The sequence below is a fragment of the Hungatella effluvii genome, from assembly GCF_003201875.1.
GTDB lineage: Bacteria > Bacillota > Clostridia > Lachnospirales > Lachnospiraceae > Hungatella > Hungatella effluvii.
This window is the reverse complement of the sequence record NZ_QJKD01000008.1, coordinates 197,433-215,848: the sequence shown is the minus strand read 5'-3', so window position 1 is coordinate 215,848 and position 18,416 is coordinate 197,433. Positions and strand designations below refer to the sequence as shown.

Below are 18,416 nucleotides of genomic sequence, written 5' to 3'. Positions count from 1 at the left end.
ATGAAATTAAAATGGAAAAAACTATGCGCGGCAGCGCTGGCAGTGACCATGACGATGGGAAATTTAACGTATGGCGCACCGCTGAATTCCGGGACAGCCCCGGTAAAATCCGTTTCGGATGATGGCCTTGTCTTTTATTCTGATTTTGATGACAATACGGTCAGGGATTTAAGCGGAAGTGGAAACAACGGGACGATAACAGGCGATATTACCTTTGTGGACGGAATCAAAGGACGGGCGCTGTATGTGAATAATACAGGAAGCCAGGCGGGCAGCGACGGCAGCGAGGCAGGACAGTATGTGGATTTGGGAAACAAGCTGACTTTTGGAAAAGAAGATTTTACAATCTCCCTCTGGATGAAGACGGATGACCATGGAAGTACTAACTCCGCAATTCTGGGCAATAAAAATTATGCCAACGGCAGCAATGTGGGGTTTGCCATCGGCAATTTCACCGGAGCTTCTTATGGTCCGGATGTGAGAGCCAATTTTTCAGGAACGGGATCAAGCCGTGTAGAGATTAAGGAAATCAAAGCCAATGATGATGCGTGGCATCATCTGGCGGTGGTTTTTGACCGTGACGGAGAGATGACGGTATATATGGATGGCGCCAAAACTTCATCGGTAAGCATGGCAGGCCATGCGGGAAAAACCGCGGACACCGGTATGCCGGTTATCCTGGGGGCAGGAGGCAACAAAAAGAACGGGCTGGCCAGATGTGCGTTAGATGAAGTGCGGATGTACACAAGATCCTTAAGCGCTGCGGAGATCGAAGGCCTTTACCGTAACATCATGGATGAAAGCGGAACTGAAAAACTCTTAAAGGATGGACTGGTCATGCATTCCACCTTTGATGAGGACAGTGTAAACGCGGGCCGGATTACAGATGTAACCGGCAATGGAAATCATGGAACCGTGGTCGGAACACCCGCTTACGAAGAGGGAGTCCGCGGAAACGCCATCTCTTTCCACAATGGAACATCAGCAGGTCAGGGCAGCATAAAAGCGGAACAATATGTGAATTACGGCCAGCCCGGGGATTTGCTGTTCGGTACCTCAGATTTTTCTTTATCCTTCTGGATGAAGACTGAAAATCACGGACAGAACAACGGAACCATACTTTCGAATAAGAATTATTTAAACGGCAGTAATGTGGGCTGGGCATTTGGCAATTACGATAATGCCAGCGATACGGACGTTCGCATGAATTTTTCCGGAATATCTGGCAAGAGGGTGGAAATTAAGAAAATTTCCGCGAATGACGACCAATGGCATCACGTAGTCGGTACCTATGACCGTGACGGCAGTATGACTGTTTACATGGACGGAGAGAAGTATTCTTCCATTTCTATGGCGGAGCACAGCGGAAAGACCGTGGATACGGGGCTTGATTTTATCCTGGGAGGAGACGGCAGAGGCTGTTATGGTATGAGCAATTGCCTGGTTGACGAACTGCGGGTTTATAATAAGGTGCTGGCGGATACAACCGTAAAGACCATCTATGAGGCGGAGGGCGCCTCGGCCATAGCAGATAAAATGGCCGCCCAGCTGGCGGCCATAAAGCCTGGTTCAGAATATCCGCAGGACAGGATTGATGCAATGGCAGAAGAGATAGAGCAGACGAAACGTGCAATAGAGGGGATGACGACAGCTGCCGCCATGACCGCCGTCAGAGCGCTGAGAGAAAAATACAATCAGTTTCTGGAGGGCAGTGAGCCTCTGGCCAGCTTTCAGGTGGTGTCTGATGTGCACATCAAATCAGATGATCTGACGGAAACGAATGCGGTAAATATGATTGCGGGACTGAAGGATATTAAAGCCATGGATCCCGATACCCTGGGCATCCTGAATCTGGGAGATTTCACCCAGAGCGGAACAAAGGCCCAGTATGACGCCTTGTACAAGATCATGGATCAGTATTCGCCGGTTTCCGATGATAAGGTCATGATCACGCTGGGCAATCACGACGTGCGGGGAACCAGCTCCGCGGACTGGAATAAGGATGAGACAGTCATCAGCAAGTACTGGCCGACAGCGAAGGCGCTCTATCTGGAGAGAAATGCCAGATACATGCCGGATACGGACGGCAAGCTGTATTTCGACCGCTGGCTGGGCGGCTACCATTTTATTGCGATCAATACGGAAAACGGCATCAAGGATGCCATGTATCTGTCTGATGAACAGCTGGAGTGGCTGGACCAGACACTGGCGGAAAATGCCAGTCCGGATAAACCGATCTTTGTGATAGGTCATAATGCGCTGAAGGATACCCACTGGAGAAGCAACATTTTAAATGACTTCGGCAACCAGGATGGACGAGTGAAGGAAATATTCGCAAAATATCCGCAGGTCATCTACATGTCGGGCCATATCCACAACGGTTTCGGCGTCGTGGAGGCGATTGACCGCGGATACGGCACCATGGTGGACCTTCCATCCTATAATGATTCAGAAAACGGAGTGACGGAAACCGGAACCGGTTACCATGTGAAGATTTACGACGACAGCGTAGTTTTCAAGGCAAGAAACTTTAAAACTTCGACCTGGATGCCGGAATATGACATCACAGTGACGACACCGAATCTTCCGTCTGTATACAAAAATGCGAAGAAACTGAATGCAGACGACTACACGGCGGATTCCTACCAGAAGCTGGCCGACCTGATGAAGGAAGCGGATGCCTTATTTGCAACGCAGTACGATCAGAGTGAGCTGACCTATGAAAAGGTGGGGCCTCCTTCCAAGAGTCTCTTTACAAACGAGGTAAGAACGCGGATCAATGAACTGGCGGCGGAGATGTCGGCTGCTGCTGCGGAGCTGCAGTCAAGTGAACAGGCGGTGACGGCCAGCCAGGATGTCTATCTTCAGGCAGGAAAAGACGCCGGCAAGGTAAGCACATCACTCAGCAATTACGATGCGCTGAAGCTCCGTGTAAAGTATTCGGATGGAGATCAGTCTTATACGAGGAAAGCACTGCTGAAATTCGATTTATCAACCGTGGGAAGCGATACAAAAGAGGCGGAGCTGGTGCTCCAGCTGACTGGAGGGATCAGCAACTCCAACCCGGCCAAGGACTTTACGACGGCCGAAGTGCATCAGACCGGCAGCCAGTGGACGGCGGGTTCCGTCACATGGAATACCATTCCTGAGAGAACAGCCGAAAAGGCGGCGGCCATCATCACCAGGGCGGAGATATCCGGCGATGTGGTGACTGTTGATGTCAGCAGCGCTGTGACAGCTGCCCTGGCTCGGGGAGAAAAAGAAATTTCTTTCGAAATCAGCTGCCCGACGGAGGCCAACGACAATATGATTGATTTCTACTCCACGAGAGCAGAAGGAAAGCAGGCGCCAAAGCTTGTAACCCGCAATTCCAGTACAGATAAACCCGTAAATCCGGAGTTCGTGCAGCTGAGAGAAAAATGGCTGAACAACCTGTTGGGAGGGACTCTGGACACCGGGAATGAAGCGGTGCGCACCTACATAGCCGGACTGAATGAGAAGGCCGGAGAGTACTGGGCCGCTATGATAAAGAGCGGCGACGCTTCCCGGACGAATCTCTGGAGTGATCTGGATATGAGCGTTATATCGGGAACGGGAGCTGCGGCAAAGGTGCATTCCGGAAATGTGGCTGAGACTTTTAAACGCATGAAGGAAATGGCCATCGCATGGGCTACGGAGGGCTGTGAACTGTATCAGGACGAAGATTTAAAGAATGAGCTGATAAAGGCACTGGATTTTATGAATGAGAACCACTACAGCAGCAGTGATGATCAGACTCCCTTCTTCGGAAACTGGTGGCATTGGGAGATCGGCGGACCGATTGCATTTATGGATACCGCACTGATCCTCTACGACGACCTTACATTAAAACAGATTAACAGCTATGCGGCGGCAGTCAACCGTTTTACGAGCGTATGCGACAAGCCGTCGGGTTATCCGGGGTCACCGGACATGACAGGCGCGAACTTAATTGACAAGGGCATGGTTGTCGCCCAGGTAGGACTCCTGACAGACAACGGCAGCAAGCTGGAGCATGTGAAGAAGGCGTATAAGACCGTGTTTGAGTATGTGACTGCGGGGGATGGATTCTATGAAGACGGCTCCTTTATCCAGCATCAGGCACTGGCTTATATGGGGGGATACGGTTCTCAGTTATATGAGAAGCTGAGTATCTTGTTCAGTGTGCTGGCAGGGACTGATTACGAACTGACGTATGATGATCAGGCGGAACAGCTTATCTTTGACATGGTATTTGATGGCATCGAACCGTTTATTTATAATGGCCTGTGTATGGATATGATTTCAGGAAGAGACATTACGAGAAATACCTCCAGCGATAAAAAGAGAGGCGCCGGAATCATGGATGCCATGATGCTCATAGGCGATGCCATGCCTGAAGAACAGCAGCAGCGTTTTAACAGTATGATGAAATACTATGTTGGCATTGATGAAGAGTATTACTACAGCCAGAGCAGTCATATTGCATCCCTGATGAAGGCAAATCAGATTATGAATGACGACTCGATCGAGCCAAGAAGCGAATATGTGCTTCACAAGCTGTTTGCAAGCATGGACAAACTGGTACACATCATGCCGGGATATGGGTTTGCTTTATCAATGCACTCAAGCCGGACGTATGGACACGAACTGATTAATGACGAAGGAAAGCGGACCTGGAATATTTCAGATGGTATGACCTATCTTTATAATGGAGACAGGGATCAGTATGGAGATGGATACTGGGCTGCCGTTGATCCGAAACGTCTGGCCGGTACGACAACGGAGTACGTTACACGCAGCAACGGAGCCGGAGACCGCACTAAGAATGTTTACAGCTGGGTGGGCGGTTCCAGTCTGGGTGATTATGGAACGGCCGGAATGCGTTATAAGACGCTGGGCAACAGTGGAAGCACGAGAAACGGAACCGATGTGAAAAAATCCTGGTTCATGTTTGACGATGAGATAGTTGCAGTGGGAAGCGGGATTACCTCTTCTACCGGAAACTATGTGGAGACTGTGATTGATAACAGAAAGATCAAAGCGGATGGAAGCAATCAGGTTTTAATCGACGGAATTGAGAAATCCATCCGGGACGATGGTGCAGAGAGCGCAGAAAAGGGAACAAAGATTCCGGATGCATCCTGGCTCTATCTGGAAGGAAACACCGAAAATTCCGATATTGGCTATTACTTCCCAGGAAAAGCCGACATCATGGCATTAAAAGAAAAGAGAACCGGTAACTGGAGTGCGCAGGGTACCACGGAAGGGGAAGAGACGAATCAGTTTGCGACATTCTGGTTCGAGCATGGCAGGAAACCGTCCGGAGCGGATTACTCCTACGTCATTCTGCCGGGAAAAGACGCCTCAGGAACGGAAAGCTACGCCGCCGATCCTGATATTGAAGTACTGGAGTGCAGTGAAGATGCTCATGCAGTAAGGGAAAATTCCCTGGGAATGACCGGGGTGAACTTCTGGAACAGTAAGGGAAAGGCGGTGGCAGGAATCACCTCCAATAAGCCCGCCTCTGTGACCATGCAGGTATCAGACGGAATGGTGACGGCAGGTGTGGCGGACCCGACCCAGGAGAATAATGGAACCATTGAAGTGTCCATTCCTTATGCGGGCGGAGAAATTGTAGAAAAAGACGGGAATGTTGAAGTAATACAGACAACACCGTTTATTAAGCTGTCTGTAAAAACAGCAGGAACCACAGGCAGTACGAGCCAGGTTACTCTAAAGCTTGCGGACACCGAAAAGGTCGAGCTTGTAGGACTTGCAGAGGAGTTCGAAAAAATCAAAGTGGCGCCGGGAACGAAATTTGCCGAAATAGAACTGCCGGAAACCGTTAAGGCTTATGATAATGCCGGTGCTATGCATACACTGGAACTTACCTGGGAGCGCGGCGGCTACCAGAAGGACGTGTACGGTGTCTATACGCTGACGGGAGTTCTGAACCTGACGGAAGGCCTGTCTAATACGGCGGGGCTTACCGCGGCCGTGGAGGTGCAGGTCGGAGACGAGTCCGCTGACTCCATGGATGATGTGTATGTACAGGGCGGAACCGACGGGGATAAGAATTTCAGCGGTTCCACCAGTCTGATCGTAAAATACGATTTGGGCGCTCAGAATTATACGAGAAAGTCTTTAATGAAGTTCAGCCTGTCTGGGGTGCCGGAGGATGCAGACCATATCTATCTGACGTATGAGCTGACAGGCGCACCCAGCGCAGATTTTGATACCGCCAATATTTATCACGTGGACAGTGACTGGGAGGGCAATTCAGTAACGTTTAACAGCTTCCCGGAAAGAAAGGGCACAGAACCTGCCGCTGTTATGACGAAGAGCATGACATCAGAGAGCCTGATCCAGAAGCTGGATGTGACCGATGCGGTTCGCGGGGCTGTCAGAGATGGAGAGAGTGAAATATCATTTGAAATCAGCATTCCAACAGCAGCAGGCAATAATTACGTGGGAATACATTCCTCCAGAACTGCAAAAGAGGGAGCAGTAAAACCGGCCTTAACATGGGATACAGATTACGAGCCGGAAAAAATCGTGAAAAAGAATCTGAGCTTTATCAAGGATCTGGCTACAGGTATCAACACATCGGAATTCAGCAATGTGGATGAGGCACGTTTGAGGCGGCTGATTGCAGACGCGGAGCGTATCCTTGCAGATGAAGATGCTTCCATGGAAGAAATTCACGAAATAGAGAGACTTTTGACACAGGAAATGGTAAAATACAGAAAGAATTAAGATGGTTATCATGGGTATGGGCTGGAGACAGCTCATACCCGGATGTGACGGCAGAAATAAGGAGCGGAGGAGATCATGAGGCGAATGGCATTTCGATTAAAACTTGAGAAGCTTTCCTATCCCAGTGCGGTGATGTGCATCTTGCTGGGGCTTTTGATGGCGGGAGTGGTGGCGTCGGGAATCTGGCTGTATAAAAAGACGGATAAGCCTGTTATGCGGATCGGAAACTATGCGATCACCCAGGAGCATCTGGCGCTGTACCAGGATGATCTTCGGGCAAAGGTCAGCTCCTATTTCTACCAGACCTATCAGCAGGACCCCAACGAAAAGGGATTCTGGGACAGCACGATTGGGGGGGAGACACCTTCCCAGGTTCTGCGGACAGAGGCGGTCAATGCGCTGTTTACGGATACGGTGGAGCGGATTGAGGCCTCCAAGTATGAAATCGAAGTGGACATCACTCTGGATGACATAAAAAAATCCCTGGACAAGGAAAACAAGAGGAGAGCGGAACCTGGACAGACTGCCTATGGGCCGGAAACATACGGTCTGATGGAGTACATATCCAGGACTCAGATGGAAGTAAGGGATGCCCTGAAGGAAAAACTCCTGGAGACCAGGCTGAAGCCAACAAAAGAACAGCTTCAGGAGTTATATGAGCGGACGGACGCCGCTTATTTGGATAAGGGCTGGAAAGCCAGGGTCGGTGTCTTTATGTATTATGGCATGAAGGTCGGGGAGTATCCTGAAGAATTACAATCAGTATGGGCCTTTGTGAAGGCGGAACTGGAGAATGGGACGAACCCGGAGCTGATTATAGAGGCGGCCGGCCAAAGATTTTCGACACCGATTGAATATGAAGAGGTGGAATATGATTCGAATCAGCTGCCGCGCGATAATGAAGAGCTGGCCTGGCTTGCGGAGCAGACCCGCGAAATGTCGGCAGGACAGTACAGCGATTGTCTGGATTACGGGGCTTCCCAGGGAATTTTGAAGGTGCTGGATAAAACAGACTATGGAAAAGCCAGCTTTGAGGAGGCCGAAACTCTTCTCACCAACCTGTGGATCAATGAAAATTATCCGAGATATCTGGATCAGTGCATGGATGCATATCGATAGGAAAAAGGCAGCCGCTAAAGAATATTCTGAAGCGGCTGCTTTTTTCTATAGTGAGAGAATGCTTATTTTAACCGTCTCATGTATCTCACGCACAGCATAATCAAGACTCCGGACAATGCGAAAATCATCTGCATCCCGGACACTTTAAATCCCCCGACTGAAAACTCCGGAAGGATCTTTAACAGGGACGCGCCAAGCAGCGTGGCAAAGAATCCGCATAAGCCTGCGTAGGAGGAGTTGGCACTGACGTACGTGACCCGCTTGTCGGCCGGGGCGTACTGGTACTGAAGGCTGAAAACCGCGATGGCGATTCCGCCCCACGCGGCTCCGGAGAGAGCCTGGAGTATGGGCTGTAGTATCAGGCAGGTGGCGGGTGTCATGAACAGCCACGACGTATGTACAAGGCCCAGCAGGAGCATGGAGCAGCGCGCTGCGTGAAGCCAGGAGGTAGCGTCTGCCAGACGTCCCCAGAAACAGGCTGCCACGACACGGACGGAGGAAGCGATCAGCCCCAGGAAGGTGATATAGGTATAATCCAGCGAGAGGCCGGTAACCATGTACACACTGAAAAATGGTCCGGCTACCTGCAGGGCCAGGTTCCAGAACATGTAAAGGCCGATGACCTTCCGGTACTCCCTGTCGAGGAGCGGGTCGATGACAGCGGCCTTTAAGCTGCGCCGGTGAGTCTCCTGTACCGGTTCCCGGATTGAGGAAAGGCACCAGAAATCCGTGAAGGCGGTGGAAAGTACAATAAGTCCGATGATGTAATACCCCAGCAGATCCTGATGCGCGCCTCTCATCCAGTCCAGAATACGGCCGCAGAGCAGGCTGAGTACCGTAGTAAATGCAAAGGCGAACGCGTCCTTCCGTCCCAGATAGGTTCCGCGGATATTTTCCGGAACCAGGGAGAGGAGCCAGCTGCCCGTACCGGTGCCGATAAACGCGCCGAAGAAATGGGCGACCACATAGATGGCCACGACCGCCGCCAGGCGGCCCGCATTATCTTCGACCACCAGAGGCACAAAAAAGACAGAGGAGAGCAGAAGCCTGTGGATCAGCGCGAAGCAGGCGATTAAAAATTTCTTCTGTCTTAAACTTTCCAGGACGACGGAAGAAAACATCTGCAGGGTGCATAAGAGCACCGGAATCGAACCGATGATTCCGTTTAAAGAATCATCGGCGCCGAGATAGCCTGCGTAGCCGGACAGAAACGCCCCTGTTGTCAGGGTTACGACGCCGTTGGCGCAGCAGCCTTCGGCGATAAACAGCTTCCGGCCCCTGGAATAATCCGTTTCCGTCATGACAGCATCCCCGAAATAGGCCTGGGACACCATCTGCTTAATTTGTAGAACTGTAACCATAAGCCAATATTTGCGGCTGAATTGCCGCTATCCTCTTTTCATTTATAAAATTTTCTGGTATTCTTGTGTTGGTAAGGCGGGAAATTGACCGGTTTTTTCCGCGTTTATAAGAATTCTTATCTTTCTCTATCTTGCCAGTTTCCGTGGCATTATACAAGAGGAGAAAGGAGAGAATAACTGGAGGATTCCGACTATCGGAAAAGAGAAGAATGGAACATTTTCTGCATTTAAAGGCACTTTTGCCGGTACAGGCGTTAAATGCCGGCTATCTGGTGACAAAGGGACGGGGACGCCATGTGGAGCGTACCATGGATACATTTGAGATTATTTACGTCAATTCGGGGACTCTGGGGATATTCGAGGAGGACGTGGAGTACGATGTGGAAAAAGGGGAGGCGCTCATCCTGTTTCCGGGACGCCATCATGGGGGAACCAGGGATTTTGACGAGGACCTTACTTTTTACTGGCTCCATTTTACCATAGAGGAAGAGGCTCTCCGCATGGGCAGCGATATTATGGCCCTTCCGCAGCTGATACGTCTGGCGAAGCCGGAGGCGTTTGAGGAGCTGTTCCGGCGGTTTATCCGGAGGCAGAACGTATGCCGCGATGATAAGACATTTTTGAATCTGGTGCTTCTGGAGCTGCTGTGTGAGCTTTCCGACTCCCTCTCTCCGCTGGAGGTCAGCGGGCAGAAGGTTTATCTGGCCAACCAGGCGGCGCGGTATATCAGGGAGCACTGGAAAGAGCCGCTGTCCGCCTCGTTTCTTGCCGACAGGCTGGAATGCAGCCCGGATCATCTGGGCCGGGTCTATCATGCCGTGTACGGCAGAAACTTAACCGATGCCATCCACGAGGCCAGAATCAACCGGGCCTGCCGTCTGTTGATTGAAACGAACTTGACGGGCAGTGAGATTGCCTACGAGTGCGGATACACGGATGTCGATTATTTCCGCCGGCTGTTCAAAAAATACATGGGAATCACGGCCAAAGAGTACCGGCAGGCGTACTGCCTGGTGCTGCCAGAGGATCGTGTGGGGAAATGAAAAGGCTGGCGGATGCGCCAGCCTTTTGCTGTATCTTTACAACAACTGAATCTTCTTCTGATAGATCCTGCGGAATAAAAGGGTCGTAAGTATGACGGATATGATTTCCGCCAGCGGGAACGCGTACCAGACCGCGTGAAGGCCAAACACCGACGCGAAGAGCCAGGCGGCGGGAAGTATGCATACCAGCTGCCTGGCGGCTGAGGTGATCAGGCTGTAGACGCCGTTGCCGAGCGCCTGGAACACGGAGCCGATCACGATGCAGTACCCTGCGAACAGGAAGCTTAAGCTGATGATGCGGAGAGCCGGAACGCCGATTCCCATCATATGCTCCGAAGCGTCAAACAGATACAGAAGCTGCTCCGGGAAAATCTGGAATATGGCAAGCCCTGCCAGCATGATGGCGACCGCCGCAGTCACGCTGGAGCGGATGGTCTTCATGATACGGTCTTTCCGCGCGGCGCCGTAGTTGTAGGCGACGATCGGCACCATCGCGTTATTTAAGCCGAATACAGGCATGAAGATGAAGCTCTGAAGCTTGAAATAGATTCCGAATACGGATACCGCCGTCTCAGAGAAGAGCAGCAGGATCTTATTGACACCGAAGGTCATGACCGAGCTGATGGACTGCATGATGATGGAAGGCAGCCCAACCCTGTAGATTTCAGCGATAATCGCTGTGTCCGGACGGAAACGGCGCATATTCAGATTTACGTCGCTGTTTTTCCTGATGTTGAAATAGAGCAGCAGGAGCATGGCGATAATCTGGCCGATTACCGTGGCCACCGCGGCGCCCAGAATCCCCATTCGGGGAAATCCGAACAGCCCGAAGATGAGAATCGGGTCCAGAATGATGTTGATGATGGCTCCCAGTCCCTGGGTAATCATATTATAGATTGTGCGCCCGGTGGACTGCATGATCCGCTCCAGCGCAATCTCTAAAAAGATCCCAAAGGAAAAGATGGAGCAGACGGATAAGTAAATGGTCCCCTGTTCGATGATCTCCGGGTTCGATGTCTGGACTGTAAAATACATTCTGGCAAAGAAGAAGCCGAAGACAGCAAACAGCAGATAGCTTAAAAAGAACACAAAGATCCCATTGACGGCTGCCAGGTTGGCGGTTTCCTGGTTCTTTTCTCCCAGAGAGCGGGACAGAAGCGCATTGACGCCGACTCCGGTGCCGACGGACACCGCGATAATTAAGTTCTGCACCGGAAATGCCAGCGATACGGCCGCCAGCGCGGTCTCGCCGATCTGAGCCACAAAGATGCTGTCGACGATGTTGTATAAGGCCTGAACCAGCATGGAAAGTATCATGGGCATAGACATGGAGAACAGCAGGCGGTTGACGGGCATGACACCCATTTTGTTTTCGGCCGGCGCCTCGGAAACGGTAATATTTGACATGTAAAACCCCCCTATCTTACGTAGTAAACGTGCAGATAATTGTAACCTTTTCGACAATAAAAGTCAACAAGGCCCGATTCTTTTGTGAAAAATAGGTATTGCAAAGAGAAAACCGGTGTGCTATCATAAATGAAATTCATCGTAGTGAAGTGGTGAATTGTTTATAAGACCAAAGGCTGAGAAAGAGACTCTGACTTAAGAAACTTGACAGGAAGAGGGCGTCACCGACTGAGAGCGCCGTCATGAGGGACTGAGTTAAGGGAACACTCCGGAGCCGACATCCCGAAGCGGCCGGATTCATTCCGGTATCATGAGTAGGCATGTCCGTGACACGCGTTAAGTGAAAGAGTGGAGATAGCAAGTAAAGTATCTCAATGCGGGTGGTACCGCGGGATCTTATCATAGAGAGCCCCGTCCCGGAATATGTAACTGTATTCCGGGGCGGGGTTCTTTTTCGCGAAGGCAAATAGTTACAGCACGGAGCTTTCGAATGCGAAGCATTTGAAAGGTTCCTGCGTACTCGTCAGCCAGGTTGAAAACCCCCTCTCCCGGAATCCAACCATTAGCAACTATGGTAAGGAGAGTGCAGACATGGAATTTATCAAAGGTATCCAAAAGAAAGAAACAACAGAACTGGCCGATTTACTCACCGGTGCTTACACCGGAAAGACCGTAGCCGTAAGCGGGGCGGTCCACACCATACGCGACATGGGGGAAGTGAGTTTTATCATTTTGAGAAAAGCAGAAGGCTTAATCCAGTGTGTTTGCGAGCGGTCTTTGGAGGGTGCGGCGCAGCCGTCCGCCGATGACTGTCACGGTGACTCGTGCGAAGAGCGTGCGAGTGATCGTTTAAAAGAAGAATCCACCGTCATCGTCACCGGCACCGTGTCGCCGGAGCCGCGTGCTCCCCACGGCCTGGAAATCCGCGTGTCGGAGATTCGGGTTCTCTCGGTTCCGGCCGAGGTTCTTCCCATCGCCGTCAGCAAGTGGAAGCTGAATACTTCCCTGGAGACGAAGCTTGCCCTACGTCCCATCACGCTGAGAAACCCCATGGAACGGGCAAAATTCCGCATTCAGGAAGGCATTGTCAGAGGCTTCCGTGATTTCCTTCATTCCCAGAACTTTACGGAAATCCGCACGCCCAAGATCGTGGCCCGCGGTGCAGAAGGCGGCTCCAATGTGTTCCGGCTGGATTACTTTAGCAAGAAGGCCGAGCTGGGACAGAGCCCGCAGTTTTACAAGCAGACTATGGTCGGTGTCTATGACCGGGTATTCGAGGCGGCTCCGGTGTTCCGCGCAGAGAAGCACAACACCACCCGTCATTTAAACGAGTACACCAGTTTAGATTTTGAAATGGGGTATATCGATGGTTTTGAAGAGGTGATGGCCATGGAGACCGCCATGCTTCAATACGTGATGAAGCTTCTTTCTAAGGAATATGAAAAGGAACTCCTGATGTTAAAAGTTACACTTCCGGACGTATCAAAGATTCCCGCTGTGACCTTTAAACAGGCCAAGGAACTCGTTTCAGAGAAATACAGCCGTCCGATCCGCAACCCTTACGATTTAGAGCCGGAGGAAGAGAATCTGATCGGCCGGTATTTTAAAGAGGAGTTCGGCAGCGATTTTGTATTCGTCACACATTACCCGTCAAAGAAGCGGCCGTTTTACGCCATGGACGATCCCCAGGATCCGAAGTATACGCTGAGCTTCGACCTGCTGTTCCGTGGTCTGGAGATCACCACAGGCGGCCAGAGAATCCACGATTACGATGCCATCATAAAGAAGATGGAAGCGAGGGGCATGGACCCGGAGGAACTGGCATCCTACCTGATGATATTCAAATACGGTATGCCGCCTCACGGAGGTCTCGGAATCGGTCTGGAGAGACTGACCATGCGGTTGTTAAACGAGCAGAATGTCCGTGAGACGACCATGTTTCCGCGCGACGTGACCAGACTGGAGCCATAGAAACGGAGGAAAGAACCATGGCAGATATGACAGAAAAGACTTCAAAAGCCGGCCCCATCCACGTTCGTCCGGCGATAAGTGATGAGATGATCGAGTACGTGGGAATTCTGGCAAAGCTTGAGCTGTCCGGGGCAGAAAAAGAGGAAGCCAAAAAGGACATGGAGCGCATGCTTGCTTATATCGACAAGTTGAACGAACTGGATACAGAGGGCGTAGAACCCATGACTCACCGTTTCCCCCTGACCAATGTATTCCGGGAGGATATACCGGGAGAAGAAAGCCTTCCTTATCCGAGTTCGGCGGAGCGCGAGCTCATCAACAGGGAATCCATCCTGAACAATGCGCCAGAGCAGAAAAACGGTGCATTTAAGGTTCCTAAAACAGTGGAATAAGGAGGAAGTCCCATGAAAGAAAAAGAGATATTATTACTGACCGCAGTCCAGCTGGGAAAGAAGATAAAAGAGAAAGAAGTAACGTGCAGAGAGGCGCTGGAGGCCGTCTTTGCCCAGATAAGAAGGCGGGAGCCGGAGCTTAACTGCTACGTAACACTGGAAGAGGAAAAGGCGTTTAAGCAGGCGGAGGAGGTACAGAGAGGGATCGACGAAGGCACCCTTACCGGACCGCTGGCCGGGGTCCCGGCCGCAGTAAAAGACAATATGTGTATCGAAGGCATGCGCACCACCTGCAGCTCGAAGATTCTTGAAAACTTCGTGCCTGCCTATACGGCGGAGGCAGTAGAACGCTTAAGGAAGGCGGGGGCCGTAATCATCGGCAAGACGAACATGGACGAATTTGCCATGGGCAGTACGACGGAGACTTCCGCCTTCGGAGTCACGAGAAACCCCTGGAACCCGGATCATGTGCCAGGCGGTTCGTCAGGCGGTTCCTGCGCCGCGGTTGCGGCAAATGAATGCTTTTATGCGCTTGGTTCCGATACGGGCGGGTCCATACGGCAGCCCAGCTCATTCTGCGGAGTGACCGGTTTAAAGCCGACCTACGGAACCGTTTCCCGTTACGGTCTCATTGCCTACGGATCATCTCTGGATCAGATCGGTCCGGTGGCGAAGGATGTGACGGACTGTGCGGTGATTCTAGAAACGCTGGCAGGCCATGATACAAAAGACAGCACTTCCATGGAGGTGCAGGAGAGTGCCCGTTTTACGTCGGCTCTGGTGGACGACGTGAATGGAATGAGAATCGGAATTCCGAGGGATTATATGGGAGACGGCCTCGATCCGGAGGTAAAGGAAGCCATCTTAAATGCAGCGGCGGTATTGAAAGAAAAGGGCGCCGTTGTGGAGGAATTCGATCTGGGCATGGTGGAATACGCCATTCCTGCCTATTACGTGATCGCTTCCGCGGAAGCCAGCTCCAACTTATCGCGTTTCGACGGTGTAAAATACGGCTTTCGGGCAAAGGAGTACGATGGGCTTCACGATATGTACAAAAAGAGCCGTTCCCAGGGCTTCGGGCCGGAGGTGAAACGCCGTATCATGCTGGGATCCTTCGTCCTGAGCTCCGGCTACTACGATGCCTACTATCTGAAGGCTCTCCGGGCGAAGACGCTGATCAAAGAAGCATTTGACCGTGCGTTCGAGAGCTACGACGTGATACTGGGACCCGTGTCACCGGTTACGGCACCGAAACTGGGAGAGAGCTTAAGCGATCCCCTGAAAATGTATCTCGGCGATATCTATACGATCTCCGTCAACCTGGCCGGGCTTCCGGGGCTTTCCGTTCCCTGCGGGACAGATTCCAAAGGCCTTCCGATTGGCTTGCAGCTAATCGGGGACTGCTTTAAGGAGAAACAGATTATCCGCGCGGGGTATGCGTTTGAGAGGAGCCGTCAGCAGGAAAGGAGGTGTAGCAGATGAGCAGACAGTATGAGACAGTCATCGGACTGGAGGTCCATGTAGAGCTTGCCACGAAAACGAAGATTTTCTGTTCCTGCTCCACGGAGTTTGGCGGAGCGCCCAATACCCACACCTGCCCGGTCTGCACCGGAATGCCGGGTTCGCTTCCCGTCCTCAACAGGCAGGTGGTGGAATACGCCCTGGCGGTGGGGCTGGCAGTGAACTGTGAAATTAACCAGTACTGCCGGTTTGACCGGAAAAACTATTTTTACCCCGACAATCCTCAGAACTACCAGATCTCCCAGCTCTACCTCCCCATCTGCCACGACGGTTTCGTGGAAATCGAGACAGCGGCCGGTAAGAAGAAGGTGGGGATTCACGAGATCCATATGGAGGAGGATGCAGGAAAGCTGATCCATGATGAATGGGAAGACTGTTCCCTGGTGGATTATAACAGAAGCGGCGTTCCGCTCATTGAGATCGTCTCGGAGCCGGATATGCGAAGCGCCGATGAAGTGATCGCATATCTGGAGAAGCTGCGGCTGATTATCCAGTATCTCGGAGCGTCGGACTGCAAGCTCCAGGAAGGCTCTATGCGGGCGGATGTGAACCTGTCCGTTCGGGAGACGGGGGCTTTGGAGTTTGGTACCAGGACGGAGATGAAGAACTTAAACTCCTTCAAGGCTATTGCCAGAGCGATCGAGGGCGAGCGGAAGCGCCAGATCGAACTTCTGGAGGATGGGAAGAAGGTGGTCCAGGAGACGCGGCGCTGGGATGATAATAAGGAAAGCTCCCGTGCCATGCGTTCCAAAGAGGACGCCAAAGATTACCGCTATTTCCCGGATCCAGACCTGCCGCCGGTAACCATAAGCGACGCCTGGATTCAGGAGATAAAGGACCGCCAACCGGAGCTAAAGACCGAGAAGATGGCGAGATACCAGGAAGAGTACGGCCTTTCCGCGTATGATGCGGATATCATTACGGGGGCGAAGTACATGGCCGATATCTTTGAAGCCACTGTTTCCCTGTGCGGTAAGCCGAAAGAAGCGGCCAACTGGCTGATGGTAGAGGCCATGAGGCTGTTGAAGGAAGAGGCCCTGGAACCGGAGGCCATAAGATTTTCACCGGAAAATCTTGCAAAATTAATTGTTTTGGTGGATAATGGTACTATTAACCGCACGGTAGCGAAGGAAGTATTTGAAAAAATATTCGCTGAAGATGTCGATCCCGAGGCCTACGTAGAAGAAAATGGGCTTAAGGTAGTAAATGACGAGGGAGCGCTCCGCGCCGTGATCCGGGAGGTTATAGCAGCAAATCCACAGTCTGTGACAGATTACCATAATGGGAAAGAGAGAGCCAGAGGCTTTCTGGTAGGACAGACGATGCGGGCGATGAAAGGGAAAGCTGACCCCGCCATGGTAAACAAGGTATTAGAGGAACTGCTGTAACCCGGGCAGCCGCCGGCCGAAATGACCGGGATAGAGAAAAATGGCTGCCGCCATGGGAGGCAAAACTCCCGGAAACGAATGAAGGAGATCATATGAGGAGGAAGAAGAAAGTGATGAAACCGTATGCAGAGATGACGAAGGAAGAGTTACAGGAACTTAGAAAACAGCTTTCCACCAAGTACAGGGAGTATCAGGGCAAGGATTTACGCCTCGATATGTCCAGAGGAAAGCCAAGCGTGGATCAGCTGGACTTATCCATGGGAATGATGGATGTCTTAAGCAGCGACGATGACTTAACGTGTGAAGACGGCACAGACTGCCGTAACTACGGAGTGCTCGACGGCATCAAGGAAGCGAAAGAACTGCTTGGCGACATGATGGAGGTTAACCCGGATACAATTATTATCTATGGCAACTCCAGCTTAAACGTCATGTATGACACGGTTTCCCGTTCCATGACCCATGGTGTGATGGGGAATACTCCATGGTGCAAATTAGACAAAGTAAAATTCCTCTGCCCGGTTCCGGGATATGACAGGCACTTTGCCATTACGGAATATTTTGGTATCGAGATGATCAATGTCCCCATGACGCCAACAGGCCCGGATATGGATATCGTGGAAGAACTGATTGCAAATGACGACTCCATCAAGGGAATCTGGTGTGTGCCGAAGTACTCCAATCCACAGGGTATCTCTTACTCCGACGAGACTGTACGCCGTTTTGCAAGATTAAAACCGGCTGCTCCGGATTTCAGAATCTACTGGGATAATGCCTATACGATCCATCATTTATACGACCACGACCAGGATCATTTAATCGAAATCCTGGCAGAATGCAAGAGAGCGGGAAATCCGGACCTGGTTTACAAGTTCGCTTCTACCTCCAAAGTAAGCTTCCCGGGTTCCGGTATCGCGGCCATCGCCTGCAGCCAGAACAACCTGGTAGACATTAAAAAGCAGTTAAAGATCCAGACCATCGGCCATGACAAGGTAAACCAGCTGCGTCACGTGCGCTTCTTTGGAGATATCCACGGCATGGTGGAGCACATGAGAAAGCATGCGGACATCATGAGACCGAAGTTCGAAGCCGTAATCGAGATTCTGGAGAGAGAACTGGGCGGTCTTGGAATCGGTTCCTGGACCAGTCCGAAGGGCGGATACTTCATCTCCTTCGATTCTCTGGACGGATGTGCGAAGTCCATCGTTGGCAGATGTAAAAAAGCAGGTCTCATCATGACCGGCGCCGGCGCTACCTATCCATATGGAAAGGACCCGCACGACAGCAACATCCGTATCGCTCCTTCCTATCCGCCGTTATCTGACCTGATTCTGGCTATGGAATTATTTGCACTTTGTGTGAAGATTGTGAGCATTGATAAGCTGCTGGCTGAGATGAACTGAGGATCGAATTTTATGAATAGATAGAAACAGAAAAGTAAGGTGCAGAAATATAAGT

General features: G+C 51.4%; 10 protein-coding genes. 8 read left to right on the top strand and 2 right to left on the bottom strand.

The window, feature by feature from the left end; translation table 11 throughout:
• A complete protein-coding gene (locus DFR60_RS16560) occupies nucleotides 1-6,756 on the top strand; it encodes a polysaccharide lyase family 8 super-sandwich domain-containing protein (protein WP_167437627.1) in 6,756 nt (2,251 codons plus the stop codon).
• Between the two features lie 84 nt (nucleotides 6,757-6,840).
• Nucleotides 6,841-7,875 (top strand): hypothetical protein, encoded by a 1,035-nt coding sequence (locus DFR60_RS16555; RefSeq protein WP_243005100.1) that lies wholly within the window; start codon nucleotides 6,841-6,843, stop codon nucleotides 7,873-7,875.
• A gap of 62 nt (nucleotides 7,876-7,937) precedes the next feature.
• On the opposite strand, the gene DFR60_RS16550 is transcribed toward DFR60_RS16555, so the two are convergent.
• Nucleotides 7,938-9,176, bottom strand: a complete 1,239-nt coding sequence (locus DFR60_RS16550) for an MFS transporter (protein ID WP_243005099.1) — start codon at nucleotides 9,174-9,176, stop codon at nucleotides 7,938-7,940.
• Nucleotides 9,177-9,445: 269 nt separating this feature from the next.
• On the opposite strand from DFR60_RS16550, the gene DFR60_RS16545 reads away from it, so the two are divergent.
• Nucleotides 9,446-10,279 carry a helix-turn-helix domain-containing protein gene (locus DFR60_RS16545; protein WP_110323887.1) on the top strand — a complete coding sequence of 278 codons (834 nt, stop codon included), beginning with the start codon at nucleotides 9,446-9,448 and terminating at the stop codon, nucleotides 10,277-10,279.
• A gap of 36 nt (nucleotides 10,280-10,315) precedes the next feature.
• Here the strand turns inward: DFR60_RS16545 and DFR60_RS16540 are convergent, their stop codons facing one another.
• A complete protein-coding gene (locus tag DFR60_RS16540; protein WP_110323886.1) occupies nucleotides 10,316-11,686 on the bottom strand; it encodes an MATE family efflux transporter in 1,371 nt (456 codons plus the stop codon).
• A 591-nt stretch (nucleotides 11,687-12,277) separates the two neighbouring features.
• Here DFR60_RS16540 and aspS point away from each other — a divergent pair.
• From aspS to DFR60_RS16515, 5 genes are all read left to right on the top strand, one after another.
• Nucleotides 12,278-13,657, top strand: a complete 1,380-nt coding sequence (aspS, locus tag DFR60_RS16535) for an aspartate--tRNA(Asn) ligase (RefSeq protein WP_110323885.1) — start codon at nucleotides 12,278-12,280, stop codon at nucleotides 13,655-13,657.
• Between the two features lie 17 nt (nucleotides 13,658-13,674).
• The gene (gene gatC, locus DFR60_RS16530) at nucleotides 13,675-14,049 is read left to right on the top strand and encodes an Asp-tRNA(Asn)/Glu-tRNA(Gln) amidotransferase subunit GatC (protein WP_207659546.1); all 375 of its coding nucleotides are present in this window, start codon (nucleotides 13,675-13,677) and stop codon (nucleotides 14,047-14,049) included.
• A gap of 12 nt (nucleotides 14,050-14,061) precedes the next feature.
• Nucleotides 14,062-15,531 (top strand): Asp-tRNA(Asn)/Glu-tRNA(Gln) amidotransferase subunit GatA, encoded by a 1,470-nt coding sequence (gatA, locus tag DFR60_RS16525; protein ID WP_110323884.1) that lies wholly within the window; start codon nucleotides 14,062-14,064, stop codon nucleotides 15,529-15,531.
• A complete protein-coding gene (gatB, locus tag DFR60_RS16520; protein ID WP_110323883.1) occupies nucleotides 15,528-16,958 on the top strand; it encodes an Asp-tRNA(Asn)/Glu-tRNA(Gln) amidotransferase subunit GatB in 1,431 nt (476 codons plus the stop codon). The genes gatA and gatB overlap by 4 nt, the downstream gene beginning before the upstream one ends.
• Nucleotides 16,959-17,071: 113 nt before the next feature.
• The gene (locus DFR60_RS16515; RefSeq protein ID WP_110323957.1) at nucleotides 17,072-18,361 is read left to right on the top strand and encodes an aspartate aminotransferase type Ic; all 1,290 of its coding nucleotides are present in this window, start codon (nucleotides 17,072-17,074) and stop codon (nucleotides 18,359-18,361) included.
• Nucleotides 18,362-18,416: the final 55 nt, after the last annotated feature.